19 protein-coding genes are annotated in these 17623 nt (G+C 68.9%); 5 read left to right on the top strand and 14 right to left on the bottom strand.

Annotation, left to right across the window (positions count from 1 at the left end; genetic code table 11):
* The first annotated feature begins 92 nt into the window (after positions 1-92).
* Positions 93-992, top strand: a complete 900-nt coding sequence (locus FB390_RS05630; RefSeq protein WP_141807995.1) for a cutinase family protein — start codon at positions 93-95, stop codon at positions 990-992.
* A gap of 65 nt (positions 993-1057) precedes the next feature.
* Here the strand turns inward: FB390_RS05630 and FB390_RS05625 are convergent, their stop codons facing one another.
* The 3 genes from FB390_RS05625 to FB390_RS05615 form a co-directional block, all read right to left on the bottom strand.
* Entirely contained in the window at positions 1058-1396 is a 339-nt protein-coding gene (locus FB390_RS05625) for a hypothetical protein (protein ID WP_141807994.1), read from the bottom strand.
* 329 nt (positions 1397-1725) lie between these two features.
* Positions 1726-2064, bottom strand: coding sequence for a hypothetical protein (locus tag FB390_RS05620; RefSeq protein ID WP_141807993.1), 339 nt, complete (start codon positions 2062-2064; stop codon positions 1726-1728).
* Positions 2065-2189: 125 nt separating this feature from the next.
* Complete coding sequence (locus FB390_RS05615) at positions 2190-2801, bottom strand: histidine phosphatase family protein (protein ID WP_141807992.1); 612 nt, start codon at positions 2799-2801, stop codon at positions 2190-2192.
* A 172-nt stretch (positions 2802-2973) separates the two neighbouring features.
* On the opposite strand from FB390_RS05615, the gene FB390_RS05610 reads away from it, so the two are divergent.
* Complete coding sequence (locus FB390_RS05610; RefSeq protein ID WP_141807991.1) at positions 2974-3552, top strand: Uma2 family endonuclease; 579 nt, start codon at positions 2974-2976, stop codon at positions 3550-3552.
* Between the two features lie 109 nt (positions 3553-3661).
* Here the strand turns inward: FB390_RS05610 and FB390_RS05605 are convergent, their stop codons facing one another.
* Together FB390_RS05605 and lysX are read right to left on the bottom strand one after the other, a co-directional pair.
* Positions 3662-3949 carry a hypothetical protein gene (locus FB390_RS05605; RefSeq protein WP_141807990.1) on the bottom strand — a complete coding sequence of 96 codons (288 nt, stop codon included), beginning with the start codon at positions 3947-3949 and terminating at the stop codon, positions 3662-3664.
* A 161-nt stretch (positions 3950-4110) separates the two neighbouring features.
* Positions 4111-7437: a bifunctional lysylphosphatidylglycerol synthetase/lysine--tRNA ligase LysX gene (gene lysX, locus FB390_RS05600; protein WP_425465845.1), complete on the bottom strand. Its 3327-nt coding sequence runs from the start codon at positions 7435-7437 to the stop codon at positions 4111-4113.
* A gap of 113 nt (positions 7438-7550) precedes the next feature.
* Between lysX and FB390_RS05595 the strand changes: the two genes are divergently transcribed.
* Positions 7551-7772 (top strand): RNA-binding S4 domain-containing protein, encoded by a 222-nt coding sequence (locus tag FB390_RS05595; protein ID WP_141807988.1) that lies wholly within the window; start codon positions 7551-7553, stop codon positions 7770-7772.
* Positions 7773-7780: 8 nt separating this feature from the next.
* On the opposite strand, the gene rraA is transcribed toward FB390_RS05595, so the two are convergent.
* From rraA to FB390_RS05550, 9 genes are all read right to left on the bottom strand, one after another.
* Entirely contained in the window at positions 7781-8266 is a 486-nt protein-coding gene (rraA, locus tag FB390_RS05590; protein WP_067786464.1) for a ribonuclease E activity regulator RraA, read from the bottom strand.
* Between the two features lie 90 nt (positions 8267-8356).
* On the bottom strand, positions 8357-8734 hold the full coding sequence (locus tag FB390_RS05585) for a DUF5313 family protein (protein WP_141807987.1): 378 nt from the start codon (positions 8732-8734) through the stop codon (positions 8357-8359).
* Positions 8735-8816: 82 nt separating this feature from the next.
* Positions 8817-9197: a DUF5313 family protein gene (locus tag FB390_RS05580; protein WP_141807986.1), complete on the bottom strand. Its 381-nt coding sequence runs from the start codon at positions 9195-9197 to the stop codon at positions 8817-8819.
* 45 nt (positions 9198-9242) lie between these two features.
* Positions 9243-9698 carry an SRPBCC family protein gene (locus FB390_RS05575; RefSeq protein WP_141807985.1) on the bottom strand — a complete coding sequence of 152 codons (456 nt, stop codon included), beginning with the start codon at positions 9696-9698 and terminating at the stop codon, positions 9243-9245.
* Between the two features lie 37 nt (positions 9699-9735).
* Positions 9736-10665 carry a copper resistance D family protein gene (locus FB390_RS05570; protein ID WP_141807984.1) on the bottom strand — a complete coding sequence of 310 codons (930 nt, stop codon included), beginning with the start codon at positions 10663-10665 and terminating at the stop codon, positions 9736-9738.
* A gap of 7 nt (positions 10666-10672) precedes the next feature.
* Entirely contained in the window at positions 10673-11242 is a 570-nt protein-coding gene (locus FB390_RS05565; protein ID WP_141807983.1) for a copper resistance CopC family protein, read from the bottom strand.
* Positions 11239-11889, bottom strand: a complete 651-nt coding sequence (locus FB390_RS05560) for a YcnI family copper-binding membrane protein (protein ID WP_141807982.1) — start codon at positions 11887-11889, stop codon at positions 11239-11241. The genes FB390_RS05565 and FB390_RS05560 overlap by 4 nt, the downstream gene beginning before the upstream one ends.
* Before the next feature lie 37 nt (positions 11890-11926).
* The gene (locus FB390_RS05555) at positions 11927-12619 is read right to left on the bottom strand and encodes a hypothetical protein (protein WP_141807981.1); all 693 of its coding nucleotides are present in this window, start codon (positions 12617-12619) and stop codon (positions 11927-11929) included.
* A gap of 14 nt (positions 12620-12633) precedes the next feature.
* The gene (locus FB390_RS05550) at positions 12634-13266 is read right to left on the bottom strand and encodes a DUF6474 family protein (protein WP_141807980.1); all 633 of its coding nucleotides are present in this window, start codon (positions 13264-13266) and stop codon (positions 12634-12636) included.
* Positions 13267-13422: 156 nt separating this feature from the next.
* Between FB390_RS05550 and FB390_RS05545 the strand changes: the two genes are divergently transcribed.
* Positions 13423-15357: a TM0106 family RecB-like putative nuclease gene (locus tag FB390_RS05545; RefSeq protein ID WP_425465844.1), complete on the top strand. Its 1935-nt coding sequence runs from the start codon at positions 13423-13425 to the stop codon at positions 15355-15357.
* Positions 15358-15403: 46 nt separating this feature from the next.
* Complete coding sequence (gene htpG / locus FB390_RS05540) at positions 15404-17362, top strand: molecular chaperone HtpG (protein WP_067786478.1); 1959 nt, start codon at positions 15404-15406, stop codon at positions 17360-17362.
* The last annotated feature ends 261 nt before the right edge of the window (positions 17363-17623 follow it).

Raw genomic sequence — 17623 nt, 5'->3', positions numbered from 1 at the left:
CACTGGAACGACATTCGTGAAGTCCAGCATGTGAGCGGCAACTCGACGGGGACGCCCCACACAACCGGGGCCAGGGTGTGAACTGGAGCAGTATGCAGTTGAAGAAGCTTGTCGCGGCCCTCGGCGCGTCCGCGGTGATTGCGTCCGGCTTGGTGATGGGCAGCAGTGGGACCGCCGCGGCGGACAACTGCCCCACCCTCTATGTGGTGGCCATCCCCGGCACGTGGGAGACCGGTCACGACAAGACGCCGCAGCCCGGCATGCTCGCCGGCGTCACCCGTAATCTGCCGCGCTCGGTCGACGTCGACTACGTGACCTACGCCGCGACCGCCTTCCCTTGGGAGGGTGAGGTTTACGGCAACTCGAAGAAGGAAGCGGTCAGCGCCGCGCGCGGGTTGATCGGCGACATGGCCAAGCGTTGCGGTGCGACGGAGTTCGCGCTCGTCGGGTACAGCCAGGGCGCGGACGCCGCCGGTGATCTCGCGGCCGAGATCGGTACCGGCCTCGGCGTGGTCCTGCCCAATCGTGTCGCGGGCGTCGGCCTGATCTCCGACCCGCGCCGCTCGCCGACCGACATCCAGGTCGGCCCGGTCGCGCAGGGCGCGGGCGCCGGTGGCCCCCGGGTCGGCGGCTTCGGCTGGCTGAGCGATCGCACCCGCACCATCTGCGCCGTCGACGACCTGTACTGCGCGACCGCGACCGACGACTTCGTCACCCGGTTCGCGGGCTTCCTCGCCCAGAGCTCGGATGCCAACCCCGCCAACATCTGGCGGTACCAGCTGGAGGCGGGCGCGATCATCAACGACCTGATGGCGTTCGGCGGCGTGCCCCTGTTGCAGTCGCAGCTCACCGAGTCGGCGAACCAGCAGCGCGCCAAGGACTTGGAGCGCTTCTACCGTTCTCAGGCGCACACCGTGTACGGCAGCTACTCGGTCGGTGGCGGGCAGACCGCGATCTCCTGGATGCACAACTGGATCGCGGGCATGGCTTGATCGGTCCGTAAGCCACTACGAAGGCCACCATTCCGCTCCGGATGGTGGCCTTCGTCGTCGCCGGCTCAGCCGCTGTCGCCTGACGTGGCCGGCGGGATCCCTTGCCGGTCGGTGTGGGACCCCGCGCCGGGAGAAGTGGAGTAGACGGAGTAGCCCGATCCGTGCGAATCCATGTCGTGGTGGCCCGGCCGACCTGGGAACCCGTGATCTCCCGGATGAAGCGGATAGCTGACGTCCGTGGGCTCCAGCGCTGGACTCTCCGTCGCCTGCCGAACCCGTGCGGCGTCGGCCTCGGGCGCGTGCGCACCGGCTGTCGCCGCCACCGCGGCGAGCGGAATCGTCACCATCGCGCCCGCGACGGCCACCCGGACCACGACTCGGCGCATGTTCGATGTGAAAAGCATTCGGAACTCCTTCTCTCAGAGTGCGAGTCGCGCTGACTCACGAACTCCCATCGAAGGCCGCGGTGCTATGACCCGAATAGGACGAGTCTGGTATTCGGCTGTGAGGCGAGGGTCGTTCCTTCGAACCTCCGGCCGTTGTTAACGGTGGCGCGCTGACCTGCGATAACGCGGGCGATATTGCGGGGCAACGAGTTCGGCTCGATCTGTCGCCGGCGTTAACGGAGGTGGGCCGCCTTGCGATTCCGCGGGCGGGCGAGAGTTCCGCACGATCCAACGGCGAAGGCCACGTTCCCCGCGCGGGACGTGGCCTCCGTCGTGACGGTCCGTGGCTAGCTGCTGCCGAACGAGCCGGTCGGCGGGAGCGTCCGGTGGTGGATGCGCGGGCCGGGGCCCGGGAAGTCGTGGCCCGGGAAGTCGTGCTCGGGACCGCGGAACTCGACCCGCGGCCCACCGGGGCCGGGCCTGCCGGGGAACCCGTCGCCCGGATGCGGACGGCTGACATCGGCGCCCTCGAGCACGATGCCCTCCGACACCTGCTGCACCTGGGTGGCGTCGGCGGGCGCTTCCGCGCTCGCGGTGGCGGCCACGGCGGCGAGCGGAATCGTCACCAGGGCGCCCGCCACGGCGACTCGGATCGCTCCCCGGCGCATGTTCGTCTTGGAAAGCACTCGGAATTCCCTTCTCTCGGAGCGTGAGTCGCGGTGACTCACGACTCCTATCGAAGGCGGCGGCGCTGTGACCGCGGTGCGACGAGACTGGTAGTCGGCTGTGAACGGCGGGGTGTTCCTGTGAATCAGCGGCCGATGTTGCGAGGCAACAGGTCCCACACGTGCCCGTTCTCGTTCACCGTGGCGGCGGTGCGGCGGCCGGTGCGGGAGAACAGGATTCGGGTGATCGAGCAGTAGTCGATCGGGAAGGTCAGCGGCCGCGGCAGGCCGAGCACCTCTTGGAGCAGCACGTTGATCACGCCGCCGTGCGCGAAGGCGAGCACGGTGTCGGCCGGGTCGGTGTTCGCGGCGATCTCGGTCGCGACCTCGCGCACCCGGTGCACGAACGCGGGACCGTCGATCTGCTCGGGCAGGTACCCGGCCTTGATCCGGTCGTAGGTGTCGCGGAACTCCAGCTTGGCGTCCTCGATCGGAATGTAGGCGGGTAGGTCGCGGTCGTATTCGGCGAGACCGTCCACGATCTCGACCGGCAGCCCCAGCTTGGCGGCCGTCGGCGCCGCCGTCTCCCGCGCCCGCCGCTGCGGACTGCTCAGCACCCGCGCGATCCGATGCTGGCTCAACGCCCCCGGCACCCGCTCCGCCTGCTCCCGCCCCACCTCCGACAACTCCGGATCGGCGGGCCCGGCCGCATTCGACACCCGAACCGGCTGAGCATGGCGAACGAGAATCAACTGCACCACCCCACTCTGCCGCACGCTCCCGCGGCGCTCCGGATCAGGTGGCGCTGTCGGCGGCCGGAGAGCCTGAGCGGCCGCTACGAACCCAGGCTTTCGCCCTTGCGGCTCTGGCGTGCAATGCGGTGAATGCCATTGCATACAGTGCATCGAATCCGGTGACATACTCGTAGCCATGACCGTCGAACCGTTCCCGCAATGGCTGCGTCCGCCGCCCGGCGGGTTCGTGGCCGAGGATTTGGATCGCCTGCCCGACCTGCCCCCGCACACCGAGTTGATCGACGGGAGTCTTGTCTTCGTGAGCCCGCAGGCAGAGTTCCACATGCTGGTCATCTCGTTGCTCGAATCGGTGCTGCGGCGCCTGGCGCCCGCCGATATGCGGGTTCGGCGTGAGATGACGGTGACGCTTGGTCGAGACCAGCGCCCGGAGCCGGATGTTCTGGTGGTTCGCCCGAACATCGGCGGCGACACCAAGCGGACGACCTTTCGCCCCGAGGAAGTCGTGCTGGCCGTCGAGGTTGTGTCGGTCGAATCGCGATTTCGGGATCGAGAGCGCAAGCCGCATCTGTACGCGAAAGCCGGAATCATGCATTTCTGGCGCGTCGAGGACATCGACGGCCGTCCGGTCGTCTACGCGTACGAACTCGACCCGGCGACAAGGACATACGCGCTGACCGGCATCCACCACGACAAGTTGCGACTGAGCGTCCCGTTCGATATCGACATCGACCTGACCGAGATCGCCCGGATGTAGCTGGGCGAATCGGTTCGGTCGCTGACCCAGTGCGACCGAACCGATTCCACGCCGCACACGAAAGCCCGGGCTGCTTACGCGGCCCGGGCTTTTCGAATGGCGGAGCCGATCAGTGTTGGCCGTAAGGCGGCTGACCCCCCGGCTGGCCGTAGGGCGGCTGGCCCGGGGCGCCGTAGGGCGGCTGGCCGGTCGGGGGCTGCTGGTCGTTCTTCTTGCGCTTGTTGAGCAGGAGGTAGATGCCCACCGCGATGGCGATGACGACGAGCAGGCAGCAGATACCGCCGAAGATCAGGCCGTTGTTGCTCTTCTTCTTTTTCTTGGCCGCGTATTCCATCGTCGTTGTCCAGGTGTCCGGGCTCGCCCACACGGACGGATCCAGCAGGCTGGCATTGGTCAACAGGTCAACGTACATATGTCCCATCCCGATCGTCGTAGGTATCGGCCTCCTCCTCCCGAGGCCGAATCTCAAAGGTTATCTTCCCGACTCGGCCGCCGTTAACCCTTCGCCATCGCAATCCCTCATCGTGAGACATTCGCGCCGACGGGATTTCGACATCCTCAGCGCGGCTTCACCAACGGGAACGGCAGCGTCTCGCGGATGCTGCGGCCGGTTATCAGCATGACGATCCGGTCGACGCCCATGCCGAGACCGCCGGTGGGCGGCATGGCGTGTTCGAGCGCCTGCAGGAAGTCCTCGTCCAGCTCCATCGCCTCCGGATCGCCGTTGGCCGCGAGCATGGACTGCTCGGTCAGCCTGCGCCGCTGTTCGATTGGATCGGTGAGTTCGCTGTAGGCCGTGCCGAGTTCGACGCCCCACGCCACCAGGTCCCAGCGCTCGGTGACGCCGGGAATGCTGCGGTGCGCGCGGGTCAGCGGCGACACGGAGGTGGGGAAGTCGATGTAGAAGGTGGGCTCCTGGGTTTGCGATTCCACCAGGTGCTCATACATTTCCAGCACGACCTGCCCCGCGTCCCAGGCGTGCTGGTACGGGATGGCGGCCGCGTCGCACAGCTCGCGCAGGTCCGCCACCGAGGTCTCCGGCGTGATGGTGGACCCGATGGCCTCCGACACCGCGCCGTGCACCGTCTTCACCGGCCACTCACCGGAGATGTCGACCGCCTCGAACGAGCCGTCGGCCGACGGCCGCATCGCGACCATGGCGCCGTTGGCGGCCAGCGCGGCGTTCTGGATCAGGTGGCGGCAGGTGTGCATCATGCGCTCGTAGTCGCTGTGCGCCTCGTACGCCTCGAGGATGGTGAACTCGGGATTGTGGCTGAAGTCGACGCCCTCGTTGCGGAAGGTGCGGCCGAGCTCGAACACCTTCTCCATGCCGCCGACGCACAGCCGCTTCAGGTAGAGCTCGGGAGCGATGCGCAGGTAGAGGTCCAGATCGTAGGCGTTGATGTGGGTGACGAACGGCGTCGCGTTGGCGCCGCCGTGCACCTGCTGCAGGATCGGCGTCTCGACTTCGAGATAGCCCCAGGAGTTCAGCGAGTCGCGCAGCGAGCGCACCACCGCGCTGCGCTTGGCGAGCACGTCGCGGGACTCCTGACTGATGGCCATGTCGACGTAGCGCTGGCGCACCTTGGCCTCGGGATCGGCCAGGCCCTTCCACTTGTCCGGCAGCGGGTGCAGGCATTTGCCGTTCATCCGCCAGTCGGCCGCGAGCAGCGAGAGCTCGCCGCGCCTGCTGCGCCCGATCTGCCCGCTCACCTCGATCAGGTCGCCCAGGTCGAAGTACTCGCCGAACTCCGCGCTGCGCTCGGCGCCGACCCGGTCGCGGTCGATCACCAGCTGGATGTCGTCGGTCCAGTCGCGCAGCACCGCGAAGATCACCCCGCCGTAGTCGCGGATGCGCAGCAGCCTGCCGCACACCCGGACCGTGGTGCCGCGCGGCGAGCGCCGGGCGGCCGCCACGGTGTGCGTCGGGGGATAGGCGACGGGATAGGGGTCGATGCCCGCCGCGATCAACCGGTCCAGTTTGTCCATCCGCACCCGCACCTGCTCGGGGCGGCGCGGGAATTGTTCGGCGACATCGGTTTCCGGAGCTTCCGGGGCGCTGCCGTCGGCGTGCAGTCCGGTGACGGTGTCCGGCACCGCGCTGTGCAGACCGGTGTGCACAGCGGTCTCGGGGTCTTTGCCGATGCGCGGCAGGAATCCTTCCGCCAGGCCGCTCGCCATCGCGACCCTCGGCAGCTGCCTGCGCTCCTCGAACAGGAAGAACCGCGGCACCCAGTGCGGCTGATACTTCACATTGGAGCGGTACAGCGCCTCCAGCTGCCACCAGCGCGAGAAGAACAGCAGCACCCCGCGCCAGAGCCGGAGCACCGGGCCCGCGCCGATCCGTCCGCCCTCCTCGAACACCGAGCGGAACACCGCGAAGTTCAGCGACACCTTGGTGATGCCGTGCTGCTCCGAGGTCAGCGCCAGCTGCGAGATCATCAGCTCCATCACGCCGTTGGGGCTCTGCGGGTCGCGGCGCATCAGCTCCAGCGAGGCGCCGGTGCGGCCCCACGGCACCAGCGACAGCATGCCGAGCACCCGGTCCTGCGGGTTCACCGCCTCGACGAGCAGGCAGTCGCCGTCCAGGGGGTCGCCCAGTCGTCCGAGCGCCATGGAGAAGCCGCGCTCGGTCTCGGTGTCGCGCCAGGCGTCGGCTCGGGCGACGATCTGCGCGAACTCCTCGGCGGGGATGTCCGAATGACGGCGGATGCGCACCGAGATGCCGTGCTTGCGTAGTCGATTCGCGGCTTGGCGGACCTGCTTGAGCTCCGGGCCCGCCAGCGAGAAGTTCCTGGTGTCGAGTATGGCTTCGTCGCCGAGGCGCAGTGCCGAGAGCCCGGCCCTGCGGTAGGCGGTGGCTCCGAGTTCGCTGGCGCCCATGACGGCGGGCGCCCAGCCGAATCGGTCGGCCAGCTTCAGCCAGGCGTCGATCGCCTGCGGCCAGGCCTCTCTGACGCCGATCGGGTCACCGCTGGCCAAGCAGACGCCCAGCTCCACCCGGTAGGTGACGGCGGCCTTTCCGCTGGGCGCGAAAACCACCGCCTTGTCGCGGCGGGTGGCGAAGTAGCCGAGCGAATCGTCCACGTCGGAGCGGTCGAGCAGGCCGCGGATAGCGGACTCGTCCAGGCCGGTCATGGCGTTCTCGGCGCGCTGCGAGCGCAGCAGGGTGATCACCGCGGCGAGCAACGCGAGCGCGCCGAACAGGCCGAGCAGGAAGTTGACGAACGGACGCGGATGACCGTCGAAGTGCTCGTTGTCCACCAGGATCGCCGCGGTCACCCGGTACACCGCCCAGCCGGGCCGCTGCCAGCCCGCGGGCAATGTGCCGGGGAACAGCTCGACGAGAGCCCAGCCGAGCAGGCAGCCCACGGCCAGCCCACCGAGCAGTACGCCGAGCGCCTTCCAGCCCGCGCCGCGGCGGACCCTGGTGTAGAACTCCCGCCACGAGGCGATCAGCACACCGATCACGCCGAGCTGCACGATCATCGCGACGAGCGCGTCGATATTGCCCTCGGCGGCGAATTCCAGTGCGTTGGTCGCCGCGAAGAGCGCGAGATAGCCGACGAGCAGCCACCAGGCGATCCGTTTCCGGCTGGCGATCGCGCCGGCGAGCAGGCCGACGATCAGCGCCCACATGAGGTTGGTGTCGGGCGCGTCGAAGTAGTAGTCGTCGATGTAGCGACGCGGCACGTGGGTCAGGAAGCGCAGGGCGGGTGAGAGGCTCCACAGGAAGCACAGCACCGCGAAGACGCCGAGCACGGTGCCCGCGATATGCGGGACCTGAGCGAACCGACCGTGCCCGCGGTGCGGAACCGGTGGTGTCGGTCTGTCCGCCGGTAGTTCGATCTCGGTGCGCGGACCGGCTTGCGTGGAAGTCACCAACCCAGTCTCTACTTTGCCGCGCCCGATGGCAGCGCCTTCGGCGCCGCGTGTTCGCGGCCCCGTTGCGGAAGGCGGTTTGGCGATCCGGGGTTCCTGGCGCGAGGATGTACGCCATGTCGGATCCAGTCGATGTGCCGATTGATGACGACGTCATTCGGCTCGGCCAGTTCCTGAAACTGGCGAACCTGATCGAGTCCGGTTCGGAGGCCAAGACGGTGATCGCCGCGGGCCTGGTCCGGGTGAACGACGAGGTCGAACTACGCCGCGGACGTCAGTTGCACGTCGGCGATGTGGTCGCCCTCGCCGGTCACAAGGCGCGGGTCGCTCCGGACTAGCGAGCAGGTCAGGATTCGGCGCGCACCACGATGCCGTCGTGGTCGCTGTAGAGCATTTCGCCGGGCACGAAGGTGACGCCGCCGAACTCGACGGTCACGTCGCGCTCACCGCTGCCGGTCTGGGTGCTCTTGCGGGGGTTGGTGCCCAGCGCCTTGATGCCGATGTCGAGGGTGCGCAGGATCGCCGAGTCACGCACCGCGCCGTTGACGATCACGCCCGCCCAGCCGTTGTCCACACCGCGGCCCGCGATGATGTCGCCGACCAGGGCGGTGTGCACGCTGGCGCCGCCGTCGACGACGAGCACCGCGCCGTTGCCCGGCTCGCTCAGCGTCTGCTTGACCAGCAGGTTGTCCTGGAAGCAGCGGATGGTGGTGATGCGCCCGGAGAACACCTCGCGGCCGCCGAATTGGATGAACTGCGTGTCGCAGCTACGGATCTCGGGGCCGATCTCGTCGGCCAGATCGGCGGTGGCAATGTTCACTGATTCGGTCACGGGTGCCAGCTTAGGGGTGGCGGGCCGAACGGTGGCCGCGGCCGGTTGCTCGATGTGAGCTCGGTCGCTACTCGCGCCGGTTCGGTGCGGTTATGTCTGGCCCTCGCGATGGCGATAGCGCAGTTCGTACCGCTCGCGCTCACGGTCGGAGATCCTGCCGTGATCCAGCAGATCCGGACTCAGGCCGTGCTGGATGAGCCGGAAGCGGCGCCACACGTAGCTCAACGCCACCGTGAAAATGACCAGCGGGACGATCATCATCACGATCATGCCGATCTTGAGCGGCATCGGCCCTGGGAACAGCAGCACCAGCGCGAAGAACGGGATGATCGGCACGATGAACCGGACCAGGTACCGCTCCATGGCCCCGTGCCCGACGAGGTCGTGGACCACCCACTCGTGCAGCTCCTCCGGGAGCTCGCGGCCCAGATCGTAGGCGATTCGTTGCCCGAATGTGGGTTTGTTCATGCATCCAGGCTATGCCTGTGGTATAAGTCACCGCCACCGTCGGATGTCGACGAATTCGCCCGCGGCCAGGCGTTTTCCAGTCTCAGGCGCGGCCGTGCTTGCGTTCGTAGGCCAGTCGATCCGCGGCGCTCCGTTCCCGGGCGTCGGCGTCGGCGAGCGCCGGATCGAGTCCATGCTTGATCAGCCGGTGGCGCCGATACACGTACATCAGCGCCACCGTGAAGTAGATCAGCGGCAGATAGAGCAGCGCCATCATCGCCAAGCCCATCCACAGCGGGCCGGGCATCAGGAGAAACAGGCTCAGTACCGGGATGATCGGGACCAGGATGCGCACCAGGTAGCGGCGGGTGGCGCCGGGACCGGTCAGGTCCGCGCGCACCCACTCCGACATCGACGCGGGCAGCGTGCGGCCCCAGATGTAGCCGATTCGCTGGGCGAAGGTCGGAGTACTGCGCTCGCTCATGTTCTCAGCATCCCACCGGCCGTGCGGCTTTCGCGCTCCCGGGCGTCAGGCGCGGCTGGCGTGGTACGCGGCGATCTCCTTCACGAGATTGTCGGTGGTGTGCTTGACCGCGATCTTGACGAACGGCTCGATGGTCTTGCCGAGCGCCTTGCCCGCGAGTCCGCCGGGCACGCGGTAATCGATGATGGCGTCCACGGTGCACAGCGCGTCGCCCTTGGGGTGGAACAGGAAGGTCGACACGATCTCGAAGCCCTTGATCGACTTGATGCCGATGGCGTAGTTCTCCTCCCACCGGATCACCTCGACGCGCGAGTGCAGGGAAGCGGGGCCGAGTTTCATGTGCCCGTCGAAGACGGCGCCGACGCCCTCGGTCTGCTCGCCGACCGGAGTGAAGGACTGGATGCCATGCAGGAAGCTCGGCAGGTTCCGGTAATCGTTGACGTACAGGAACGCTGATTCGGCCGACGCGGCACAGTCTTCCACGATCTTCACTTCGGTCATGCGGGCAACTGTAACGGGTTTCCGAAGGGGCAGCCGATCACGCCGTGACGGCCAGGGTCGCCGCCAAACCGAAGGCCACGGCCATGACGGTCACCTCGAGCACCGCGCGGCGCAGCGAACTCGCCGCGTCCATCCGGTGGTCGGCGGCCAAGCGGACCCAGCCGCGCCGCCACCACCAGCCGAGCACGAACAGACCGGCGAGCACCGCGGTCTTCGCCAGAAGGATGCGGCCGTACCCGGTGCTCAGCAGCGGTCCGAGGCCGCCGAGGCGGACGATGCCGTTCACCACGCCGGTCGCCGCCACCACTCCGATCAGCGGCAGCGCCAGCGCCGAATACCTCGGCAGCGTCGCCGCCCACTCGCCGCGCGTGCGAACCACCAGCGCGAGCGCCACCAGCACGCCGAACCAGGCCGCGGCCGCCAGCGCGTGCACGGCGGCGAGAACCGAGCCGAACGGTTGCTGCGACATGTGCCCGGTGATCGGCCGCAGCGCGAGCGCCACCGCGGCGAAGACCAACACCAGATCGGTGGAAGCCGTATCGGAACCGCGGAAGGCCAGCGCCGAATAGCCGGCCACGGCGGCGGTCGCGATCAGGATCGCGATGCCGACCTGACCGCCGCTGATCTCGGTGAGAAAGGTGCCGAACCGATCGGCGGACAGCCGCCGCACCGGAACCCCGACCACCTCGGCCGCCTCGAAGACGAGCACGGCGAACTCGGTCACGCACCAGGCCCCGGCCAGCGCGGCGAGCATGCGCCACGGCGGCGTGAGCCGTTCGTGCAAGCGGGGCAGCGCGGCGAGTCCGAGCACTGTCGCGCCCAGGCCGTCCGCGACCACCCGAACGGCGCCCTCGGCGGGCGCCGTTCCCGCGGTGAGCAGCCAGGCCAACCCGACCCCCAGTAGCCCGGCCGGGACGATCAGCAGCAGTGCCCCCGCGTCCCGGCCGCCGGTCGCCCCGCGGCTCACCGTCTGCTCACCGCCGCTGCCCGCCGCGGAAGCCGATCAACGCGACGGCCAGACCGCCGCCGAACAGCACGACCGCGCCGAGCACGAAGATCCACACCGGGATGCCGTCGGAGCCGTCGTCCTCGGTGGCCCTGCCCTTGGCGTCGGCGCGCGGGCCCGCTGTGCCCTTACCCGGCTGGCTGAGCGTGAAGGTCCGCTTGCCGGTGACCGGATGACCGTCCGCGGAGGTCACCCGGTAGGCGATGATGTATTCGCCGGCCGGGCCGAGTTCGCCCACCTCGACGCTCACCGTCTTGCCGTCGACGACCGGTTCGCCCTTCGACCACAGGTTTCCGTCCGGGCCGGTCAGCGTCAGCGATGGGAAGTTCGGCTGCAACTCTTCGTTGAAGGTGACGCTGATCCGGCCAGGGCTCGTAGCCACCGTCGAACCGTCCTCCGGCACGCTGCCGACCGCCGCGGAATGCGCGGCGGCGACGCCCGCGGTGGCCAGCCCGAAGCCGAACAGCAGCAGCACGGCGGCGAGCGCCGCGCCGAGACGGCGAATCGCCTTGGCGGACGGTCGAATCGCGGTACTCATGAGCGCCTCCTGATCATGCTGCCGAGGCCGAGCGAGATACCGACCAGGCCGAGGGCCAAGCCGATGCCTGCCAGCCAGCGGGCGGTGTCGTCGGTGTCGTCGTCCTGCTCCGCGGCGCCGCTGTCCACGCGGTGGCCGTCGGAATGATCGTCCCCGCCCGCCGCGAGGGTCAGGGTGGGCGCGGGGTACTCCGGCTCCGCGCCGTCGGGGCCGACGGGCTGGTTCCAGTCGACGACCTTGCCGTCGCTGTAGGTCTGCTTTGCCGGGAAGCTGACCGTCTCCGCGGTGGGCAGCGGGCCGAGCGAGACGACGAATCGCTGGAACTGGCCGGGGCCGACGCCGGGCGCGCCGGGGTCGGCGGTCCAGGTGACCGCGACGGCCTCGGCTTTGTCGTTGCGCTCGACCCGGGCCGTCCAGCCCGGCATGGGCTCGGTGCGGGCGCTGCGCACGTTGGGCAGCGTCACGGTGAGCGCGGTGGTGGACGCGGTGTCCGATTCCGTCGGCACCCGGAAGGTGACGACGGAGTACTTGCCCTGCTGCGCGCCGGGCGCGTCGACGGTCACGTGCGCGGCGGCGACACCGCCGGCGAGCAGCACGAAACCCGCGGTCGCCACGGCGCCGCAGGCGCGCGAAAGTGAACTTCGCATGGGAGAGGCTTTCTGTCCGAAGGGGTTTGAATGCGGATCAGGCGAGCGCCGGTGGCGCGCGCGGCCCGATGGGCCCCTGCGGGGGAAAGCGATAGGTCGGAGTCGGCGGATCGGACCAGCGGCCGGCCTGCGCGACCGGGACGTTTCGCGGTGCGTCCAGGGCGGCGCGGACAGCGCGGGTGACGATGCCGTAGAGGCGCTCGGCGGCCAGAATCGAGACCGCGCAGACGACGGTCGCGAGCACGTGCGCGCCCAGCATCCAGCCGGTCGGAACGAAACCCGCCAACGGGGCATCGCCGCGTGCGATGTGCGATGCGCGTTCCCCGTGTGTGTGCCCGAGTAGCCCGGTCAACACCGCATGCCCGCCGAGCTGTCCGATGGCCAATGCGGCGAGTAACCGTCCGGCCCCATTTCCGCTGCTGTGCGCGGCGAGTTGTCCGGCCGCGACCAACCGCCCGCTCCCACGTCCGTAGCGGTGCTCGAAGCGATGTCCGTCCCACGGCCGCCTGCGCTCGGGCGTGCGGGCGGCTGACGCCGGACGCGGTGCGCCGTTCCGTGCGAATCCGGTCGCCGCGCACCCCGCCGCGACCGAAATCGTCAGCAGCAGGGCGAATTCCGGCGAATCCGGGTAACCCCCGCCGGCGACGCCGTGCGCGGCGACGCTGAGCAAGCCGACCAGTGCGCCGACCGAGCCGCCGCGCGGCAGGCCGGTGCTCGGGCCGGGATGCATGACGGGGACGGCGTTCAGTTCACACCGAGGCGGGCGAGCACGTCGGCCTCGATGCCGGACAGCTCGTGCGAGATCGAGGTGTGCACCGCGCGCCTACGCGAGGCGGGCATCTGCTCGGCGGTGCGGACCGCGGCGCCGAGGCTGTCGAGCCGGGCGCGGGTCGCGGTGACGAACTTCTGCGTCTCGCCGCCCTTGTCGTCGATCTTGCCGAGCGCCGCCTCGGTGTTGGCGAGGCGGGCCTGCAGCTTCGCGCCGTGCCCGGTGTAGTCGCCGAGCTGGTCGACGCCGATGCCGAGCTGCTGCGCGCGCCGGGTGTCGAGCCGGCCGCGGAGGAAGGTCGCGCCACGGTAGGCCAGCGGCGCGAGCACCGGGACGAGCACCCGTGCCACGCCGAGGTACTTGCGCACCTGGCCCGGGCTGAACACGTCACGCTCGGCCTTCGCGGCCATCTTCAGCGCGGCCTTCTCCTCGGCCTGCAGCGTGGCGATCTGCTGCTTGGCGACCTTGGCCTGGGTGCGTGCCTCGGCGCGCTTGGCCTTGCGATCGTTCTTGGCGAACAGCTTGGCCTCCATCGCGGCCTTGTGCTTGAGGGCTTTGGCCTCGGCCCGGCGACTCGGACGCCGCTTGCGCTTCGTGAACAACCCCATCGGAAGGCCCTCCGTCAATGCTGTGTGCCAGGGCAGCGCTCTCGGCGCGAGGCCGTCTGCCGTCTACCACGCGGTTTGCGCCCACCTTATCGGGTCGACGGCGGCGGCAGCGAGGGCACACCGTGTCCTGTCAGGGGTCTGGACCATACTGCATACGTGTATTCGGGCAGCGGTGACCGCGAGGGTCGCAAGGAGGACGGCTCGGCCGCGAGCCGGTCGGGCGAGTTCACCACCCCTGCTCCGGCCGAGACCGATTCGATGGCGGCCGATCCGATCACCATCGGTCCGATGGACGACGCGCCGATCGAGTCCGATCCGACCGAGACCGATCCGAGCGAGCTCGATCCGATCGAGGCCGCGTCGTTGGCGACCGACCCGATCGAGTCCACACCGATGGGCACGGTTCCCGTCGAGTCCGCGCCGGTCGCGTTCATCGACGCGCGGGCGTTGATCGGATGCAGGCACCGCCTGCACTTGGACGCGGCCCATCCGCAGCTGCTCACCAACGTCGCGGAGGATCCCGGCGTGCGCCAGCGCCGCGAGGCCGCCACAGCGCACCGCAACCGGGTGCGCGACGCGCTCGTCGCCGCCGATCCGGACAGCTGGGTGATCATCGACCCCACGGCGCGCGCGTCGGATCGCGCTGCGGCCACCATGAGCGCGTGCGCCGCTGGGGCGCAACACATCTGGGGCGCGCTGCTGCCGCAGGAACCGGACACCGGACGACGCGGCGGTTCGGAGATCCTGCTCCGCGACCGCGAGCGCGGCGGCTACATCCCGATCATCGTGGTCAACCACAAGGTCACCGACCCGCGCAAACCGGAACCGGCCGACTTCCACCCGACCACCTCGGACCCGTATCGCTGGGATCCGCGTCCCGATCCGTCCCGCAAGCTGCGCCAGCAGCCGCGCGATCAGCAGCGCCTCGCCCACCTCTACCGGATGTTGCAGCGCCACGGGCTGGCCAGCCCCGCGCTGGTCGGCGGCGTCATCGGCTACCACTTCGACCGCATCCTGGTGCACGATCTCGGCCCGCTGCTCGACGATTACGACCGCCGCTACGCCGACCGCATCGCGGTGGTGCGCGGCGAGCTGCCCACGGTGCCGTCCAAGGTGCCCGAGTGCAGGCAATGCCCTTGGTGGACGAGGGGAGTCGAGGGACCGAGCTGCGAGGGCTGGCTCGTCGAACAGCGCGACGTCAGCCTGGTCGCACCGGGCTCGCGGGCCGACGTGCTGCGCGGGCACGGGGTGGAGACCATCGACGACCTGGCCGCCTGGACCGGCGAGGATCCGGAGGACTGGCAGCACGGCCCGTTCGACGAGGCCGTCGTCACCGCGCGCGCCTGGCTGGCGGGCGCGCCGCTGGTCCGCCGCTTCGACCGGGTGCACGTGCGCCGCGCCGACGTCGAGGTGGACGTCGACCTGGAGAGTTTCCAGGAGCACGGCGCCTACCTGTGGGGCACGTTGCTGGACGGGCGCTACCGGCCGTTCGTCACCTGGGATCCGCTGCCCACCGAGGACGAGGGTCGCTCCTTCGGCGAATTCTGGACCTGGCTGATGACGGTGCGCGCCGAGGCCGCGACGGCTGGGAAAACCTTTGCCGCGTACTGCTATTCGCGCACCGCCGAGGACAAGTGGCTGTACGAGTCGGCACGCAGGTTCGCGGGCCGACCCGGGGTGCCGACGGTGGACCAGGTCCGCGCGTTCGTGGACGGGCCGGAGTGGGTGGACATGTTCCAGGCCGTCACCGACCAGTTCATCTGCCCGAACGGCAAGGGGCTCAAGAAGATCGCGCCGGTGGCGGGCTTCGCCTGGCGCGATCCGGAGGCGGGCGGCGAGGCGTCGATGAGCTGGTACCGCCAGGCCGTCGGCTACGACGGTGCGCCCGACCTGACCCAGCGCACCCGGTTGCTCGAGTACAACGAGGACGACGTGCGCGCCACCCAGGTGCTGCGCGAATGGATGATGCCGCGGGTGCCGAATCCGCACTGCGCCGAGCTGGAGGTGCCCGCGCTCGCCGACTTCGGGCGCGCGCCGGAGTTGCCCGCCGGCGGCCGTGGCGCGGCGCCCTCGCTCGGCCGCGGCGTCTGATCGGGTGTGCGGCCGCGCCGTCGCTCCGCGGCGGTAACATCGCGACGTGACTCAGCACGTCGAACAACTCGAGTTCCAGGCAGAAACCCATCAGCTGCTCGAGCTGATGATCCATTCCGTCTACTCCAACAAGGACACGTTCCTGCGGGAGCTGATCTCGAACGCGTCCGACGCGCTGGACAAGCTGCGGCTGGCGTCTTTTCAGGACAAGGACCTGCACGTCGACACGTCCGACCTGCACATCGAGCTGGAGGTCGACAAGGACAACCGGGTTCTCACCGTCCGGGACAACGGCATCGGCATGTCCCGCGCCGAGGTCGTCGACTTGATCGGCACCCTGGCCAAGTCGGGCACCGCGGAGCTGCGCAGGCAGCTGAAGGACGCGAAGACCGACGCCGCGGCAGAGGAGCTGATCGGCCAGTTCGGCATCGGCTTCTATTCGACCTTCATGGTGGCCGACAAGGTCACCCTGACCACCCGTAAGGCCGGTGAGACCGAGGGCACCCGCTGGGAGGCGGGCGCGGGTAGCTCGACCTACACCATCGAGGCCGTCGACGACGCGCCGCAGGGCACGTCGGTCGCGCTGCAGCTCAAGCCCGCCGACGAGGAGGACCACCTCTTCGACTACACCCTGGAGTGGAAGCTCAGGGAGATCGTCAAGAAGTACTCCGACTTCATCGCCTGGCCGATCCGCATGCAGGTGGAGCGGACCGTCACCGAGGGCGAGGGCGAGGACAAGCAGGAGAAGACGATCCTCGAGGAGCAGACCCTCAACTCGCAGAAGGCGCTGTGGACGCGCCCGAAGAGTGAGGTCTCCGAGGAGGAGTACAAGGAGTTCTACAAGCACGTCAGCCACGCGTGGGACGACCCGCTGGAGATCGTTCCGCTCAAGGCGGAGGGCACGTTCGAATACCAGGCGCTGCTGTTCATCCCGTCGCACGCGCCGTTCGACCTGTTCACTCGCGAGCACAAGCGCGGCGTGCAGCTCTACGTCAAGCGGGTGTTCATCATGGACAACTGCGAAGAGCTGATGCCGGAGTACCTGCGCTTCGTCAAGGGCGTGGTGGACGCGCAGGATCTCTCGCTCAACGTCTCCCGCGAGATCCTGCAGCAGGACCGCCAGATCCAGATGATCCGCAAGCGCCTGGTGAAGAAGGTGCTCTCGACGGTCAAGGACATGCAGGGCGCCGAGGACCAGGAGAAGTACCAGACCTTCTGGAAGGAGTTCGGCCGCGTCCTCAAGGAGGGCTTGCTGTCGGACTTCGACAACCGCGAGACCATCCTGCAGGTCTCCTCGTTCTCCTCGACGAACTCCGAGACCGAGCTGACCACGCTCGCGCAGTACGTCGAGCGGATGAAGGACGGCCAGGACGCGATCTACTACATGACGGGCGAGTCCCGTCAGCAGGTGGAGAGCTCCCCGCACATGGAGGCCTTCAAGGCCAAGGGTCTCGAGGTGCTGATCCTGACCGACCCGGTCGACGAGATGTGGGTCGGCTCGGTGCCGGAGTTCGACGGCAAGCGGTTCCAGTCCATCGCCAAGGGCGAGGTGGACCTGGAGACCGAGGAGGAGAAGAAGGAGTCCGAGGCGCTGCGCGAGCAGCAGGACAAGGACTTCGCCGAGCTGCTGACCTGGCTCGGCAAGACCCTGGAGGAGAGCGTCAAGGAGGTGCGCCTGACCAACCGGCTCACCACCTCGCCCGCCTGCCTGGTCGGCGACGTCTTCGACTTCACGCCGATGCTGGAGCGGATGTACCGGGCCTCGGGCCAGATCCTTCCGGAGACCAAGCGCATCCTCGAGCTCAACCCGACCCACCCGCTGGTCACCGGCCTGCGCGACGCGTACGACACGCGCAAGCAGGACGCGGACGAGGGCAAGGTCCCCGAGCTCACCGAGACGGCCGAACTGCTCTACGGCACCGCGGTGCTCGCCGAGGGCGGTGAACTGAAGGACCCGGCGCGCTTCGCGCACATCCTCACCGACCGCCTCACCCGCACGCTGTAACAGCTCGACAAAGAAGGCCCCCTTCCACTTCGGGAGGGGGCCTTCGTCGTCCCGCGGACGGGTGCCCGGATGGCCGTTGTCCATGGTCCCTGCCGCCGGTGATCAGGGTTTGCTGCCTGGCTCATAAGGGTTACCGAAACCCTCGCGCAGGTGCTCCAAACTTATTGCGCGCATTGCGATTTGGCTTACAGCGGGTTGGCGTCTACGAGATTGCTGGGGTAGGGTCGGTGGCAGCGAAGGGGAGTAGCCCCCAATCATGCA

Origin of the sequence: Nocardia bhagyanarayanae (genome assembly GCF_006716565.1) — a bacterium.
In the GTDB taxonomy this organism is placed as follows: Bacteria; Actinomycetota; Actinomycetes; order Mycobacteriales; family Mycobacteriaceae; genus Nocardia; species Nocardia bhagyanarayanae.
Note: the sequence above shows the minus strand (reverse complement) of the source record. Positions and strands in the feature narration are given on the sequence as shown.

What these genes read in the sequence shown, in the direction of transcription:
- FB390_RS05595 (WP_141807988.1), top strand. Translation starts at nt 7,551, where the DNA reads ATGTCGGATCCAGTCGATGTGCCGATTGATGACGACGTCATTCGGCTC.
- FB390_RS05580 (WP_141807986.1), bottom strand. Translation starts at nt 9,197, where the DNA reads ATGAGCGAGCGCAGTACTCCGACCTTCGCCCAGCGAATCGGCTACATC.
- FB390_RS05610 (WP_141807991.1), top strand. Translation starts at nt 2,974, where the DNA reads ATGACCGTCGAACCGTTCCCGCAATGGCTGCGTCCGCCGCCCGGCGGG.
- FB390_RS05555 (WP_141807981.1), bottom strand. Translation starts at nt 12,619, where the DNA reads ATGCATCCCGGCCCGAGCACCGGCCTGCCGCGCGGCGGCTCGGTCGGC.
- FB390_RS05630 (WP_141807995.1), top strand. Translation starts at nt 93, where the DNA reads ATGCAGTTGAAGAAGCTTGTCGCGGCCCTCGGCGCGTCCGCGGTGATT.
- FB390_RS05625 (WP_141807994.1), bottom strand. Translation starts at nt 1,396, where the DNA reads ATGCTTTTCACATCGAACATGCGCCGAGTCGTGGTCCGGGTGGCCGTC.
- FB390_RS05585 (WP_141807987.1), bottom strand. Translation starts at nt 8,734, where the DNA reads ATGAACAAACCCACATTCGGGCAACGAATCGCCTACGATCTGGGCCGC.
- FB390_RS05575 (WP_141807985.1), bottom strand. Translation starts at nt 9,698, where the DNA reads ATGACCGAAGTGAAGATCGTGGAAGACTGTGCCGCGTCGGCCGAATCA.
- FB390_RS05550 (WP_141807980.1), bottom strand. Translation starts at nt 13,266, where the DNA reads ATGGGGTTGTTCACGAAGCGCAAGCGGCGTCCGAGTCGCCGGGCCGAG.
- FB390_RS05560 (WP_141807982.1), bottom strand. Translation starts at nt 11,889, where the DNA reads ATGCGAAGTTCACTTTCGCGCGCCTGCGGCGCCGTGGCGACCGCGGGT.
- FB390_RS05565 (WP_141807983.1), bottom strand. Translation starts at nt 11,242, where the DNA reads ATGAGTACCGCGATTCGACCGTCCGCCAAGGCGATTCGCCGTCTCGGC.